Origin of the sequence: Sphingobium subterraneum (genome assembly GCF_014199435.1) — a bacterium.
GTDB classification, from domain to species: domain Bacteria; phylum Pseudomonadota; class Alphaproteobacteria; order Sphingomonadales; family Sphingomonadaceae; genus Sphingobium; species Sphingobium subterraneum.
In genome coordinates this window covers 184,442-198,510 of record NZ_JACIJP010000004.1, presented here as the reverse complement: position 1 = coordinate 198,510, position 14,069 = coordinate 184,442, and the positions used below count along the sequence as shown (strand labels likewise).

Here is a 14,069-nt window from a genome sequence, read left to right as displayed (position 1 = left end):
GATTGACTGGCCGGTTCTGATTGACTGGCCGGTTCCGATCAGCCGGCCATCGCCATCATCGCCGCGCGGTCGTTGATCACGACTTCGCGGCGCGAGGGCAAATCGACGAGGCCGTCTTCCCGCATGCGGGTGAACTGACGGCTCGTCGTTTCGATCGTGAGGCCGAGAATATCGGCGATCTGTTGCCGCCCGAACGGCAGTTCGAACCCGTTGTTGAGCGCGCCTGCCTCGCAACCCTGTCCCGAAAGACGCTCCGACATCTCCAGGAGGAACGAGGCGACTTTTTCCGAAGCCGATTTACGCCCCAACAGCATCATCCAGTGCCGGGCGCGGTCCAGCTCGTCCAGTGTCCGGCGCAGCAGCTTCTGCTGGAGATCCGGGTGCTTACCAGCGAAATCGTCGAAACTGTTCCGGTTGAAGATGCACACTTCCGCATCCGTCATGGCGGTCACGCTGTAGGGGCTTTCCTTGCCGAACGGACGGCCAATGAAGTCCGAGGGGAAAACGATCCCGACAATCTGCTCCCGCCCATCGGCGGTGGACACCACCAGCTTCAGCACGCCGGAAAGCACATTGGCGACGACAGGCGCGCCATCACCCTCCCACAGCAGGGTTTGTCCGTGCCGCACCTTTTGCTTCCGCCCCATCTTCCCGAGAGCCGCCAATTCCGCAGCATCGAGACTGGCACAGATCGCCCGGTTGCGCACCACGCAGGTCGAACAGTCGGTCACACCCACGTCCTACGCCACCACGCACCGGATGGAAAGCATGCCAAGCGACTACCCGCATATTTTGCTTTGAAAACAAGTCCATGCTTGTACAGGAGAGGGCGAAACCGGAGGGAAGCCGCCGATCCGGGCACGTGATCCTCACAAAAGTTTGCAGACGGTCGTCCCTCCGGAGGGATCATTATCGGGCTGATTCGCGTTAGGGGACGAGGAGGTGACTATGCATGCAGGGCTAACGCGGTTCGACGGGAAAGCAAATTTTGGGATTGCCGGGCTCGACGACGTGACCGCCGGAGGGTTGGCGCGCGGACGACTGTTCCTGCTGGAAGGCCGCCCCGGAACAGGCAAGACGACGATCGCGACGCAATTTTTGATCGCGGGCGCGGAAGCGGGCGAGCGGTCGCTGTATATCACCCTTTCCGAAACGGACGACGAACTGCGCGCGGGTGCGGCGTCGCACGGCTGGTCGCTGGACGGCATCGATATCTTCGAGCTGGTACCGCCGGAGAGCCTACTGGACGAGGAACAGCAGCAAAGCCTGCTGTATTCCTCCGACCTGGAGCTGGGGGAGACCACCCGGCGCATCTTTCAGGCGTTCGAGGCGGTAAGACCCGAACGCGTGGTGCTCGACAGCCTGTCGGAAATCCGGCTGCTCGCCCAGTCATCATTGCGCTACCGGCGTCAAATCCTCGCGCTCAAGCATTACTTCTCGCGCAGCAAGGCAACCGTGCTGATGCTGGACGACCTGTCCAGCGAGCCCAATGATCGCACGATGCACAGCGTTGCCCACGGCGTGATCCGTCTGGAAGAACTCTCCCCCGATTACGGCGCGGAACGGCGGAGGATGCGGGTCGTGAAATATCGCGGCCAGCGTTATCGCGGTGGGCATCATGATTTCGTCATCACAACCGGCGGAGTGCGTGTTTTCCCACGCCTGATCTCCGCGGAACACCGGATCAGCTTCGATCGCGAGGTGCTGAGTACCGATTCGTCCGAGTTGAACGCCCTGCTGGGCGGGGGCATCGAACGGGGATCCAGCGTCCTGATCCTGGGACCGGCAGGGACCGGAAAGTCACTCTACGCCCTGACGTTCATTGCCGGTGCGGTCAGTCGCGGCGAGCGCGCGGCCATGTTCGTCTTCGACGAGGAGCTGGGCTTGCTGATCGAACGCGCCAAGGGCCTTGGCATCGATATTCAGGCGATGGTCGATGCTGACCTGCTCATCATCGAACAGGTCGACGCGGCGGAGCTGACGCCCGGTGAACTGTCGGACCGGGTGCGCTGCTGCATCGAGGAAAATGGCGTGAGGACGGTCGTGATCGACAGCCTCAACGGCTATCAGGCCGCCATGCCCGGTGAGCAGGAACTGATCCTGCATATGCACGAATTGCTCCAATATCTGAACCGCAGGGGTGCCTCGACCTTTTTGACCGTTGCCCAGCACGGCCTCGTGGGTGACATGAAGGCGCCGGTCGATGTGACCTATCTGGCCGACACGGTGATCCTGTTGCGCTATTTCGAGGCGCGGGGCCGTGTTCGCCGGGCCATCTCGGTCATCAAGAAACGGACAAGCTCGCACGAAGACACCATCCGTGAATATCGGATCGACCATACGGGCATCACATTGGGAGAGCCGCTGACCGCCTTTCAGGGGGTCCTGCGCGGTGTGCCGGAACTCATGGGCGACGCGCCCCAGTTGCTGGCGGTCGAAGCGGAGTGACACCGATGCACTCCGAACGTGCGGTCGTGCTGGCGCCGCATGGTCGCGATGCGATAGTGGCAAGCGCCATGCTGAACGAGGCGATGATCGCGTCCGCAATCTGCGACAATGTTGGCGCGCTGCTGCTGGAACTCGATGTGGGAGCAGGCTTTGCGCTGGTGACGGAAGAGGCGCTGCGCGACGCGGACCTGAGCGCACTGGCCCGGTGGATTACCGACCAGCCCGAATGGTCCGATTTCCCGTTCGTTCTTCTGACCCGGCGCGAAGGCGGTCTGGAACGCAATCCGGCGGCGCGGCGCTATCTCGAGATATTGGGCAACGTCACTTTTCTGGAACGGCCCTTCCATCCCACCACGCTGATCAGCCTTGCGCAGTCCGCGGTTCGGGGTCGGCGTCGGCAATATGACGCGCGGGCGCGGTTGGAGGAACTGCATGCCTTTACCACCGAGCTTGAACGTCGGGTGGAGGACAGGACGGCTGCCCACGAAGCCGCGGTGGCCCAGCTTCACGAGGCGCAGAAACTGGAAACCCTGGGGCAGCTGACAGGCGGCGTGGCCCATGATTTCAACAATCTTCTCACCCCCATCACAGGCGCGCTTGACCTGCTTCAGCGCAAATATGCCGAGCAGGACCCCCGATCGGGGAAACTGATCGCCAACGCGCTGCTCGCGGCCGACCGCGCAAAGACTCTCGTCCAGCGCCTGCTGGGCTTCGCACGGCGACAGGAGCTGCAGAGCGTGGCGCTGGATGTCGCGGACCTGATCGCGGGCATGCATGATCTCATCGCCAGTTCTGTCGGCGCCACTGTCGAGTTGCACATTGACCCCGCGCCCGATCTGCCGCCCGCCCTCGCCGACCCCAACCAGCTCGAACTCGCGATCCTCAACCTGTGCATCAATGCCCGCGATGCCATGCCCAACGGCGGACCGCTCACGATTTCGTCGGAGAAAGTGGATATCGCTCCGGGTTCGGCGTTCGGGCTTCCGGTCGGTACCTATATCCGGCTATCGGTCATCGATACCGGTGTCGGCATGGATGCGGAGACGCTGACCCGCGCGGTCGAGCCCTTTTACTCGACCAAGGAAACCGGCCGGGGCACCGGGCTGGGGCTGTCCATGGTGCACGGTCTGGCGGCACAGCTCGGCGGCCGTTTCGTCCTGACGAGCAGACCGGGGCACGGCACACGCGCCGATCTGTATTTGCCGATGGCAAAGGCCAGCGACGCGCTGCGCGGGCCGGAGCGCGTCAACCTGATACTGCCCGTGGACCGCCCCCTTTCGGTGATCCTTGTCGATGACGAGGACATCGTGCGGACCGGCACGGCGGAAATGATCCGCTATCTGGGGCATAATGTGATCGAAGCGCGGGGAGGCGCGGAAGCACTCACCCTGTTGGCGGATGCGGCCGAGGTCGATGTCGTCATCACGGATTACAAAATGCCCCGGATGGATGGGGCGGAGCTGTCCCGGCGCCTGAAGGACCAGTATCCTCAGTTGCCCGTGCTTATCATCACCGGCTATACCGGGACGACCGATGACGTGTTGCACCTGCCGCGTCTGGCCAAGCCATTTGGTCAGTCGGAAATCGCCGCAGCGCTGGCGGCTTTGACGGTGGAGAACGACAGTCTCGTGTCGCTCCGGCGCTGACGAGCGAAACGCTATCCCCGTTAGCGTTGCAGCCAGTTGGTCACAGCAAACCACGCACCGATGGCCCCGGCGATGATCGTGCACACGGCGATCACGCCCCAGAAGGCCCAAGGCTCGTGCGCATAGGGAATGCCGTTCACGTTCATGCCGAGCAGGCCGGTGAGAAACGTCAGCGGCAGGAAGATGAGCGCGACGATAGCTAGCAGCAGCGCCTGCCGGTTCATATGTTCGGCGCGCAGATCGGTGAGCGCTTCATGGGCAAGGGCGGAGCGTTCGCGCACGGCCTCCAGCTCTTCGGCCATGCGGGCACAGCGATCAGCGGCTTCCTGCACATGCAGGCGGTCGTCCGCTTCCAGCCAGCTCACCTGGGCAGTCATCAACCGCTCCATCGCCGCGCGCTGGGGCGCGATGAACCGGCGGAACGAGATGGCGGCAGCCCGGATCTTCGCGACATGGCGGCGGGTGGAGACCGCACCTTCCTCGTCCAGATGGCTTTCGATATTGTCGAGCGCGTCACCCAGATCGGCGATGACCGGATCGAGCGCATCGGTGATATGGATCGCCACGGCGGTGATGAGGTCGCCGGGGTCCGCCAGCCGACCCGACAGCATTTCTTCGATCACCGCGTTCAGAATATCGAGCCTGCGGTAGGAAAGGCTGACCACCCGGCCCTTTTCCGCCCAGAGACGGATGGAAACGAGCGGGTCGCCATCGTTCGCCAGTTGCTCGCCCAGGCCGCGCAGGTTGACGAGCGCGCCATCGGCGAAGATCGTGCAGCGCGGGCGCGTCTCGCTCGCCATCATCGCGCTGCGGGCGGCATCGGGAATCGTCGCGATGCGGGCTTCGGTCTTCGCCACATCGTCCGTGCGTCCGTCCATGTGAACCCAGCTGAACCGCGGCGGCGGCGAGAGCGTACAGAAGGCCTCCACATCCAGCTCGCGGGCGGACGTTCCGTCATGGATGAAGAAACGGGCCATGCTATTCCTCTCCCATCGTCAGCCAGAGCGCGAGGCCGGGGTCAGACCAGACCGGCGGCGTAGCGGTTGCGATGCGCCGGGCATCGGCGCGGGCGCGTTCCAGGATCGGCACCGGCACGGATGGATGATGAAACACCGCATCCGCTTCCCCCAGAAGGCGGGCCGCCCGCAGCGTCAGATCTTCCGGATCGGCGGACGCGAGCGGGATGCGTTCCAGCCGGGCGGGCGCCGCGTCCTCTCCAGCGTTGTCCAGCCAAGCTGCGACCGTGGACGCATCGGCGCCAGCGAGAGGATCGAGCGCGCCGCCCCGCGCCAATGCCGCATCGATCGCGCGGCGGCGGGACGCCGCATCGTGCCAGCGCGCGCGCATGGCCCCCCGCGCATCGGCCATTGCCTGCGCAAGCATGCCCACCGTGGGAGGCAGCAGCGCCTCGATCCGCTGGCGCAACGCCTTGGCAAGGCCCGCCGATGCGCCGCCCGTGCCGATCGCAATGATGACCGGGTCACGGTCCACGATAGCGGGGAGCGTAAAATCGCATAGCGCTGCGCGATCAACAGCGTTCACCAGAATGCCGCGCTGCTTCAGACGCGCGACCGCCGCTACCGCCTCTTCCTCATCCTCGATGGCAACGATGGCAAGCGACGCCGTCGCGTCTTCCGCCACAATTGTGGCGCCTGCCCGCTCCAGCAGGCGGCGCTTGGCCTCTGCGGCCTCGCCCGTTCCCAGCAGAATCACCGGACGCCCGGTCAGCCGCAGGAAAACGGGCAGGCTGTGCACGAATCAGCCCCGCAGCCAGTCTGGAATGCTGTCGCCTTCGATCAGCGCCTCGACCGGAGGACGGGCGCGAACGACCGCCCATTGATCGCCGGTGACCAGCACTTCGGGCGTCAACGCGCGGCTGTTGTAGGTGCTCGCCATGGTCGCGCCATAGGCTCCGGCGGTCATGAAGGCGAGGAGATCGTCCGCTTCCACGGCATCGATGTCCCGCGCGGTGGCGAAGGTGTCGCCGGTCTCGCACACCGGGCCGACGACCGTCGCCTGCACCTGAGCGTTGCGGGGGCGGACGGCGCGGATATCATGCCATGCGTCATAGAGACTGGGGCGCAGCAGGTCGTTCATCGCCGCATCGACGATGACGAAAGGCTGGCTCGCCCCCTGCTTCACGCGGATGACGCGGGATAGGAGAACCCCGGCATTGCCGACGATCACCCGGCCGGGCTCAAACATCAGGCGGACGTTCCAGCCCTGCGTCACGCGCACGACCATCGCGCCATAGGCGGCGGGACTGGGCGGCACGGGAAGCGCGGGATCATAGGGCACGCCAAGGCCCCCGCCCAGATCGGCGGTGCGGATGGCGTGTCCGGCATCGCGCAGCCGTTCGATCAGCGCACCGACCTTGGTGAATGCGCTTTCGAGCGGAGCAAGATCGGTGAGCTGGCTGCCGATGTGCACGGCCACGCCCTGCACGTCGAGTCCGGCGAGCTGCGCCGCGCGGTCATAGGCGACGAGTGCCCGGTCGTAGGGGATGCCGAACTTGTTTTCCGACTTGCCGGTGGAAATCTTCGCGTGGGTGCCCGCGTCGACATCCGGGTTGATGCGATAGGCAACGGACGCGACCTTGCCCATCGACAGGGCGACTTCGGACAGCATTTCCGCTTCCGGCTCGCTTTCCAGATTGAACTGGAAAATGCCATGCTCCAGCGCGAGCCGCATTTCCTCTTCGGTCTTGCCGACGCCGGAAAAGACGATGCGACTGGCCGGGATGCCCGCCGCAATGGCGCGCAGCAATTCGCCCGCGGATACAACATCGGCCCCCAGCCCAAGCTTCGCCAGCGTCGCCAGCACCGCTGCGTTGGGATTAGCCTTGACCGCGAACGCCACCAGCGGATCGGCCAGCGGCGCAAGCGCTTCGCGGAACACCCCGACATGGCGTTCGAGCGTTGCGGTCGAATAGATATAGACCGGCGTACCTACCTGCGCCGCAATCTCGGCCAAGGGCACGTCTTCGGCATGGAGGACACCGGCGCGATAATCGAAATGGTCCATGTGTTGCTCTTACTGGCCGGGCGGCAGGTCAAAAGGATCTTCGGGCCGGGGCTGGGAACGGGTCAGCGGCTCGAAATCGCGGTTCGGGCGTTCCTGCGGGGTGAGTGCCATCAGCGCGTCGGCCGATGCGCTTTCGTTTGCGCCCACCGCGACCGGCACGGGTTTCATCCCCTCCGTTCGCTGCAGCGGCTGGCGGCCGCCACACCCGGCGAGCGCCGCCAGAGCAACAATGAGCGCGCCCGATGTCGCACGCAGGATCAAGCTTTGCATTATTCCGCCTCCAGCTCTGCTTGCGCCTGCGCAATACGCGCCCGCACCTGATCGGGCGCCGTGCCGCCATGGCTCCGGCGGCTGGCGACCGATGCGTCGACAGTAAGAACGGCGTAGACCCCGTTGGTGATCCGTGCGTCAATCGCCTGCAAATCGGTGAGCGGCAGGTCCGACAGGGGCACCCCCCGTTCCTCCGCCAGCTTGACCGCGCGCCCGGTGATGTGATGCGCATCGCGGAACGGAATGTCGCCCTCGCGCACCAGCCAGTCGGCCAGATCGGTCGCGGTCGCGTAACCGCTTTCGGCAAGCGCGCGCATCCGGTCGGTGCGGAACGTCACGGTTTCCACCATCCCGGTCATCGCCGCGATGGAAAGGCCGAGCAGGTCGTGCGCCTCGAACACCGGCGGCTTGTCGTCCTGCATGTCCTTGGAATAGGCGAGCGGCAGGCCCTTCATGGTCACGCACAGCGCGGTCATGCACCCCATGATGCGCCCGGCATGGCCGCGCACCAGTTCGGCGGCGTCCGGGTTGCGCTTTTGCGGCATGATCGAGCTGCCTGTCGAATAGGCGTCGGGCAGCTTGACGAAACCGAAGGGCTGGCTCGCCCAAATCACGAACTCCTCCGCCAGACGGGACAGGTGCAGGCTGCACTGGGTCGCCGCCATCAGATAATCGAGCGCGAAGTCGCGATCCGATACGCTGTCGAGGCTGTTGTCAGTCGGCCCGTCGAAGCCGAGCGCCTGCGCCGTATGATGCCGGTCGATGGGGAAGCCCGTTCCGGCAAGCGCCGCGCTGCCCAGCGGGTTGCGGTTCATCCGCGCGCGCGCATCGGCAAAGCGGCTGCGGTCGCGCTTGAGCATTTCGACATAGGCCATGAGGTGATGGCCCAGCGTTACCGGCTGCGCGGATTGCAGATGGGTGAAACCGGGCATCACCGCATCGACATGCTCGCTTGCCCGCGCGATGAGAGCCTGCTGCAGGGCCTTCAACCCCGCATCCACTTCATCGATTGCGTCACGCACCCACAGGCGGAAATCGGTCGCGACCTGATCGTTGCGGGACCGCGCGGTGTGGAGCCGTCCCGCCGCCGGGCCGATCAGCTCGGCCAGCCGCGACTCGGTGACCATGTGGATGTCTTCCAGATCCATGTTGACCGGCACGCCGTCGCGCTCATATTCGGCCGCGATCCGGCTCAACCCTTCCGTAATCGCCTGCGCGTCCTCGCCGCTGACGATGCCCTGGATGGCGAGCATCGTGACATGCGCCTTCGATCCTGCGATGTCCTGCTTCCACAATCGCTTGTCGAACGGGATAGACGCATTTATCTCGCGCATCACGGACGCAGGCCCCTGGGCAAAGCGGCCGCCCCACATGCTGTTGGAGCCTGATCCTGTGTCCTGTTCGTCGCGCTCGCTAATGTCCCTGCTCCTTGTCGGGCTTTCGCTCGGCGCCTGCGATAGGCAATCCGCGCCCGCGCGGCAAGACGATGCGTCAAAAAGCGCGCCGTCGAATGCGGTTACCCCGGACGAAGTGCCATCGACGCCGGAGACGGCGGGCGCGAAGAGCGCGTCCTTCGTCATCGACCGTTCGAAGGCGGGCAGCCCCCTTCCCGACTTCGTGTTCGCTGACGCCAAGAGCAAGGACGTAACGCTGTCGCGCTTTGCCGGGCGTCCGATCCTCGTCAATCTGTGGGCGACATGGTGCGCACCCTGCGTCGCCGAGATGCCGCAGCTGGATGCGATCGCCGGTGCCTACGCCAAGGACAAGCTCGCGGTGCTGACCATCTCGCAGGACAGCCTCGGCGCGGACAAGGTCGTGCCATTCTTCCAGAAGAAAGGCTTCCAGCACATCCAGCCGTGGCTCGATCCGGAAAACCAGTTCGGTTTCCATTATGCGACCGGCATGCTGCCGACCAGCGTCCTCTACACGGCCGATGGCAAGGAAATCGCGCGCGTCGTGGGGGCGCTCGACTGGGAGGGCGACGACGCGAAGGCCCTGATCGAGGAAGCGGTCAACGGCGGCTGAGCCGCGGTCAAGTGGAGGCGCGCACCACCAGCGAAGGGTTCAGTACGACCGAAGGCGCATCCTCTCCCGCGATCCTGCGGAACAGCAGATCGACGAGATGCCCCGCGCCTTCGCCAATATCCTGATGGATGGTGGACAGCGGCGGCATGGTCTGCGCAGCAAGGGCGAGGTCGTCATAGCCCATCAGCTTGACGTCAGCCGGGACGCGCAGACCCCGATCCGACAGGGCTCGCAACGCGCACATCGCGATCACGTCCGAAGCGGCGACGATGCCGTCGGGTGGCGTCTGCTGCCGGTCCAGCCAGTCGAGGATCATCGGATGCGTTGTTTCGGGGGCCATCAACGTCGGTACGATTTCCAACGGTTCCGTTATACCCGCTTCCTGGAGCGCGGCACGGCACCCGTCCAGCCGGTGGACGATTTCCGGCCCAACGGGGTTACCGAAGAATGCAATGCGCTGGCACCCGCGCTCGATCAGATGGCGGGTCGCGATCTGCCCACCCAGAAAATTATCCGACCCGACCGTGCAATGCGTGCGGCCGATATTGTTCGCGCCCCATACGACCATCGGGCGGTAACGGGCGGCGACTTCGTCGAGAACCGCAAACTGATCCGACTGGCCAATAATGATGACGCCGTCGACACGGCCGGAATCGACGATCTTCGACAGCCAGTTGGGATGACTCGGGACCACGCGCGAGAGGAACAGGTCGTAGCCGCGCTCGGTCAGCCGGTCGGCGAGTTGGCCGATCATCTGCATGAAGAAGGGATCGGAAATATGCTGGCGGACATCATGGCCGAGCGGAACGACCACGCCGATGGTCCCGGTCCGCTGCATGCGCAGGTTGCGGGCTGTCGCATTGGGCGTGAAACCGTGCTCGTGCGCCAGTTCGATGATCTGGTTGCGGGTGGTTTCGCGCACCAGTGTCGACCCGCTCAGCGCGCGCGATACCGTGCCCGGCGAAACGCCAGCGAGCCGCGCGATGTCTGCAATCGTACGAACGTGGTGCGGCTTATCCGTCATTTCCGCGTGCAATGCCCCCTCAACAGCTCATATGTCTGCGTAAAATCATTGCAAATCAAGAGCGATAGCGAAGTAGACGGGGAGATCTTGCCAGAATGTTAACGGCGCTTTTGTTACAATCGTTGCTATCGCGCCATCCGCGCTGGGTCGTCCCCGTTTCCGGCCCGGAACGTCTCTTGCCGCCAGTCAACTGTCCGCAAAACCGAAAGGCGCGGTGGTTCGCCGGAAGTCATCGGGCAGCAGGAGTCGCCCGATCGGGGGAGCCGAGCGCGCCGTGCACTGCGTCCGGTGGCACAAACGACAGGTAACGCCGATGGGTGTGGCCTCGTCAGGCCTCTGAACCACAGGGGTGCGGGTATAAATCAGGCGATCGGCATGTTCGGCCGCGCAACCCAGCGCGATGGCACGCTCGACCTTCGGCGCGCCATAGGCCCCGCCGCCGGACGTTACCGTGCGCGCGATCGAGAAAAAGCGTTTGCCGTCAGGCAGCTCCAGCCATTGCGTGACAATCTCGCGCGGGGTGCGGAACACATGATGCACCGACCACAAGGGGCAGCCGCCGCCATGCCGCGCGAACGGAAAGCCCGCCCCGTCGAGGCGCTTCGACACGTTCCCGGCCGCGTCCAGCCGGATGAAGAAAAACGGCACGCGCTCCTGCCCCGGCTTTTGCAGGGTCGTAAGGCGGTGGGCGGTCTGCTCGAAGCTGGTGCCGAACTGGCGACCCAGCGCCTCCACATCGTAATGCCGCTTTTCCGCGGCGCGGGCGAAGGCGGTGTAGGGCATCAGGATGGCGGCCGCCGCATAGCTCGCCAACGCGCGGCGCGTCAGGCGCCTGCCGGTGTCGGAGGCGAAATGGCCCTCCTGCAACACCGCATCGACCTCCGCCTGCATTTCGAGGTAGACCAGCTGCAGCGCGATCTGGAAGGTCTGGCTCGCCATGTCGAGCGTGTCATCGAGGAGGATCTCGTCGCGGTGCCGGTCGTAGCGGCGCAGCGCCCCCGCCATTACATCGGGCGGAATACGGCGCACGCGCAGGCTGTGACGCGCCTTCAGATGACCGGCCAGCCCACCCTGTTCGCTTACCAGCCCGGCAAGCCGCTCGGCCGCTTCATCAAGGCCTCCGAAAAAATTCCGCCGCGCGGCGAGAAACCGTCGCGCCTCCGCCACCGGATCGGAGTCGTCCGCCGGGGCCATATCCCCTTCCCCATCCGCGCTGCGGTCGGCCAGCGCCAGCAGCTCCTCCTGGTACAGGATATAGAGCCGCAGCAGCGCCTCGGTAATGCCCGGATAGCTGGTAGCTACGTCGGCAACCTCCAGCGCGGGCAAATCGATGTCGCCGAACATCGAGTCGCGGAGCACGGCTTGCAGGCGCGCGCTGTAATCCGCGCCCCCGTCGCCCGCGAGATCGGACATGTCCATCTTGTAGACGCGCGCGAGCCGGAGGAGCATGTCGGCCGTGAGCGGCCGCTGATTGCGTTCGAGCAGCGCAACATAAGACGACGAAATATCGAGGTCGGCGGCCATGTTCGCCTGGGTCAAACCCAGTTCCCGCCGCAGGCGCTTGAGGCGTGGCCCCATGAAAACCGGACGTTCGTTCGCCATAACTGGCCCCTGTCTAGCTCTTTACAACTTTACAATGATATCTTGTAAAGTCTGACAAGTCGACTTCAAAATGATTTTGCAGCGCACCATTATCCCGTACCCCGGTCGACAGAATCGCACTGGCTAACGGAGTTTCCCATGTCCTATCAGGATCACATCACCAAGACGCAGCAGCTCATCAGCGCCCAGAACGGCACATGGGATGGCATCAGCGCCGAGTCGGTTGCGCGCATGCGTTTGCAGAACCGCTTCCAGACCGGCCTCGACATCGCGCGCTACACCGCGAAGATCATGCGCGCCGACATGGCCGCCTACGACGCCGATCCGGCCAACTACACGCAGTCGCTGGGCTGCTGGCACGGCTTTATCGGCCAGCAGAAGATGATCTCCATCAAGAAGCATTTCGGCACGACCAAGAGCCGCTATCTGTACCTGTCCGGCTGGATGGTCGCGGCGCTGCGCAGCGAGTTCGGCCCCCTGCCCGACCAGTCGATGCACGAGAAGACCAGCGTTCCCGCGCTGATCGAGGAACTTTACACCTTCCTGCGTCAGGCGGATGCCCGCGAACTGGGCATGATGTACCGCGAAATCGACGCGGCACGCGAAGCGGGCAATCAGGTCGAGGAACAGCGCCTGCTGCACGCCATCGACAATTACGAAACGCACGTCGTTCCGATCATCGCGGATATCGACGCGGGCTTCGGCAATGCGGAAGCAACCTACCTCCTCGCCAAGAAGATGATCGAGGCGGGCGCCTGCGCACTGCAGATCGAAAATCAGGTTTCGGACGAAAAGCAGTGCGGCCACCAGGACGGCAAGGTGACCGTCCCGCACGAGGACTTCCTCGCGAAGGTTCGCGCCTGCCGCTATGCGTTCCTGGAACTGGGCGTCGAGGATGGCATCATCGTCACGCGCACCGACTCGCTCGGCGCTGGCCTGACCAAGCAGATCGCGTTCTCCAAGGAACCGGGCGACATCGGCGACCAGTACAACAGCTTCCTCGATTGCGAAGAGATTTCGGACATTGCGCAAGCCAATGGCGACGTCATCATCAACCGTGGCGGCAAGCTGATGCGGCCCAAGCGCCTGCCAAGCAACCTGTACCAGTTCCGCGCCGGAACGGGCGAGGATCGCTGCGTGCTCGATTGCATCAACTCGCTCCAGAACGGCGCAGACCTGCTGTGGATCGAGACCGAGAAGCCGCATATCGAGCAGATCGCGGGCATGGTCGATCGCATCCGCGAAGTCGTTCCCAACGCGAAGCTGGTCTATAACAATTCGCCGTCGTTCAACTGGACGCTGAATTTCCGCCAGCAGGTTTATGACGCCTGGGTCGAAGCAGGCAAGGACGTGTCGGCCTACGACCGCGCCAAGCTGATGAGCGTCGATTATGACGGCACCGAACTGGGCGCCGAAGCCGATGAGCGCATTCGCACCTTCCAGCGCGATGCGGCCAAGCGGGCAGGCATTTTCCATCACCTCATCACGCTGCCGACGTACCACACCGCCGCGCTGTCGACCGACAATCTGGCGAAGGAATATTTCGGCGAAGCGGGCATGCTGGGCTATGTTCTGGGCGTGCAGCGTCAGGAAATCCGCCAGGGTATCGCCTGCGTCAAACACCAGAACATGTCGGGCAGCGACATCGGCGACGACCACAAGGAATATTTTGCGGGCGAAGCGGCCTTGAAAGCCGGTGGCGTTCACAACACAATGAACCAGTTCGCGGCGTAACGCGGACAGGGCCGGTCCGGGGCAGACGCTCCGGACCACCGCCCTTCGACCTTTTCTGTCTGGAGACATGCAATGACCGAACCAGCACGTGCCCGCCCGATCTTTTCGACGGAGGATTTCGCCCTGCTCAAGGAAGCGGTCCAGCATTACATCAAGGTGATTGAGGACAAGCCGGAATCGGTGAAGTTCGTGAACCTCTATCACCGCCTGGGCCGTCTCGGCTGAGGCAACCGGACATACCGATCTTTCCTGGGGAGGAAAGTCTGACCCGTCGCGGCGCTCCGGCATCGCGGCGG

Annotated in this window: 13 protein-coding genes; 5 read left to right on the top strand and 8 right to left on the bottom strand. The window is 64.3% G+C overall.

Features of this window, described 5'->3' with window-relative positions; genetic code table 11:
* Positions 1 to 38 precede the first annotated feature (38 nt).
* The gene (locus FHS92_RS12970; protein ID WP_184081148.1) at positions 39 to 731 is read right to left on the bottom strand and encodes a helix-turn-helix domain-containing protein; all 693 of its coding nucleotides are present in this window, start codon (positions 729 to 731) and stop codon (positions 39 to 41) included.
* A 217-nt stretch (positions 732 to 948) separates the two neighbouring features.
* On the opposite strand from FHS92_RS12970, the gene FHS92_RS12965 reads away from it, so the two are divergent.
* Together FHS92_RS12965 and FHS92_RS12960 are read left to right on the top strand one after the other, a co-directional pair.
* Positions 949 to 2,448 carry an ATPase domain-containing protein gene (locus FHS92_RS12965; RefSeq protein WP_184081147.1) on the top strand — a complete coding sequence of 500 codons (1,500 nt, stop codon included), beginning with the start codon at positions 949 to 951 and terminating at the stop codon, positions 2,446 to 2,448.
* 5 nt (positions 2,449 to 2,453) lie between these two features.
* Positions 2,454 to 4,094 carry an ATP-binding protein gene (locus FHS92_RS12960; protein WP_184081146.1) on the top strand — a complete coding sequence of 547 codons (1,641 nt, stop codon included), beginning with the start codon at positions 2,454 to 2,456 and terminating at the stop codon, positions 4,092 to 4,094.
* 20 nt (positions 4,095 to 4,114) lie between these two features.
* Here FHS92_RS12960 and FHS92_RS12955 read toward each other — a convergent pair whose 3' ends face one another.
* Genes FHS92_RS12955 through argH form a run of 5 tightly spaced genes read right to left on the bottom strand, consistent with a single transcriptional unit; the run spans position 4,115 to position 8,761 of the window.
* A complete protein-coding gene (locus FHS92_RS12955; RefSeq protein ID WP_184081145.1) occupies positions 4,115 to 5,071 on the bottom strand; it encodes a zinc transporter ZntB in 957 nt (318 codons plus the stop codon).
* Position 5,072: 1 nt separating this feature from the next.
* The gene (locus tag FHS92_RS12950) at positions 5,073 to 5,849 is read right to left on the bottom strand and encodes an NAD(P)-dependent oxidoreductase (RefSeq protein ID WP_184081144.1); all 777 of its coding nucleotides are present in this window, start codon (positions 5,847 to 5,849) and stop codon (positions 5,073 to 5,075) included.
* Between the two features lie 3 nt (positions 5,850 to 5,852).
* Positions 5,853 to 7,118, bottom strand: coding sequence for a diaminopimelate decarboxylase (lysA, locus tag FHS92_RS12945; RefSeq protein ID WP_184081143.1), 1,266 nt, complete (start codon positions 7,116 to 7,118; stop codon positions 5,853 to 5,855).
* A 9-nt stretch (positions 7,119 to 7,127) separates the two neighbouring features.
* The gene (locus FHS92_RS12940; protein ID WP_184081142.1) at positions 7,128 to 7,388 is read right to left on the bottom strand and encodes a hypothetical protein; all 261 of its coding nucleotides are present in this window, start codon (positions 7,386 to 7,388) and stop codon (positions 7,128 to 7,130) included.
* Positions 7,388 to 8,761: an argininosuccinate lyase gene (gene argH, locus FHS92_RS12935; protein WP_184081141.1), complete on the bottom strand. Its 1,374-nt coding sequence runs from the start codon at positions 8,759 to 8,761 to the stop codon at positions 7,388 to 7,390. Before argH ends, FHS92_RS12940 begins: the two co-directional genes overlap by 1 nt.
* Positions 8,762 to 8,804: 43 nt before the next feature.
* On the opposite strand from argH, the gene FHS92_RS12930 reads away from it, so the two are divergent.
* A complete protein-coding gene (locus FHS92_RS12930) occupies positions 8,805 to 9,413 on the top strand; it encodes a TlpA family protein disulfide reductase (RefSeq protein WP_184081140.1) in 609 nt (202 codons plus the stop codon).
* Positions 9,414 to 9,420: 7 nt separating this feature from the next.
* On the opposite strand, the gene FHS92_RS12925 is transcribed toward FHS92_RS12930, so the two are convergent.
* Together FHS92_RS12925 and FHS92_RS12920 are read right to left on the bottom strand one after the other, a co-directional pair.
* Positions 9,421 to 10,437, bottom strand: a complete 1,017-nt coding sequence (locus FHS92_RS12925; protein ID WP_184081139.1) for a LacI family DNA-binding transcriptional regulator — start codon at positions 10,435 to 10,437, stop codon at positions 9,421 to 9,423.
* Between the two features lie 186 nt (positions 10,438 to 10,623).
* Positions 10,624 to 12,039 (bottom strand): helix-turn-helix domain-containing protein, encoded by a 1,416-nt coding sequence (locus tag FHS92_RS12920; protein WP_184081138.1) that lies wholly within the window; start codon positions 12,037 to 12,039, stop codon positions 10,624 to 10,626.
* Between the two features lie 138 nt (positions 12,040 to 12,177).
* Between FHS92_RS12920 and FHS92_RS12915 the strand changes: the two genes are divergently transcribed.
* Both FHS92_RS12915 and FHS92_RS12910 read left to right on the top strand, forming a co-directional pair.
* Positions 12,178 to 13,773, top strand: a complete 1,596-nt coding sequence (locus FHS92_RS12915) for an isocitrate lyase (protein ID WP_184081137.1) — start codon at positions 12,178 to 12,180, stop codon at positions 13,771 to 13,773.
* Between the two features lie 72 nt (positions 13,774 to 13,845).
* The gene (locus FHS92_RS12910) at positions 13,846 to 13,998 is read left to right on the top strand and encodes a hypothetical protein (RefSeq protein WP_184081136.1); all 153 of its coding nucleotides are present in this window, start codon (positions 13,846 to 13,848) and stop codon (positions 13,996 to 13,998) included.
* Positions 13,999 to 14,069: the final 71 nt, after the last annotated feature.

Coding starts and splice junctions, on each gene's coding strand:
- argH (WP_184081141.1), bottom strand. CDS start 8,761: ATGTGGGGCGGCCGCTTTGCCCAGGGGCCTGCGTCCGTGATGCGCGAG.
- lysA (WP_184081143.1), bottom strand. CDS start 7,118: ATGGACCATTTCGATTATCGCGCCGGTGTCCTCCATGCCGAAGACGTG.
- FHS92_RS12940 (WP_184081142.1), bottom strand. CDS start 7,388: ATGCAAAGCTTGATCCTGCGTGCGACATCGGGCGCGCTCATTGTTGCT.
- FHS92_RS12915 (WP_184081137.1), top strand. CDS start 12,178: ATGTCCTATCAGGATCACATCACCAAGACGCAGCAGCTCATCAGCGCC.
- FHS92_RS12925 (WP_184081139.1), bottom strand. CDS start 10,437: ATGACGGATAAGCCGCACCACGTTCGTACGATTGCAGACATCGCGCGG.
- FHS92_RS12910 (WP_184081136.1), top strand. CDS start 13,846: ATGACCGAACCAGCACGTGCCCGCCCGATCTTTTCGACGGAGGATTTC.
- FHS92_RS12930 (WP_184081140.1), top strand. CDS start 8,805: ATGTCCCTGCTCCTTGTCGGGCTTTCGCTCGGCGCCTGCGATAGGCAA.
- FHS92_RS12960 (WP_184081146.1), top strand. CDS start 2,454: ATGCACTCCGAACGTGCGGTCGTGCTGGCGCCGCATGGTCGCGATGCG.
- FHS92_RS12920 (WP_184081138.1), bottom strand. CDS start 12,039: ATGGCGAACGAACGTCCGGTTTTCATGGGGCCACGCCTCAAGCGCCTG.
- FHS92_RS12965 (WP_184081147.1), top strand. CDS start 949: ATGCATGCAGGGCTAACGCGGTTCGACGGGAAAGCAAATTTTGGGATT.
- FHS92_RS12955 (WP_184081145.1), bottom strand. CDS start 5,071: ATGGCCCGTTTCTTCATCCATGACGGAACGTCCGCCCGCGAGCTGGAT.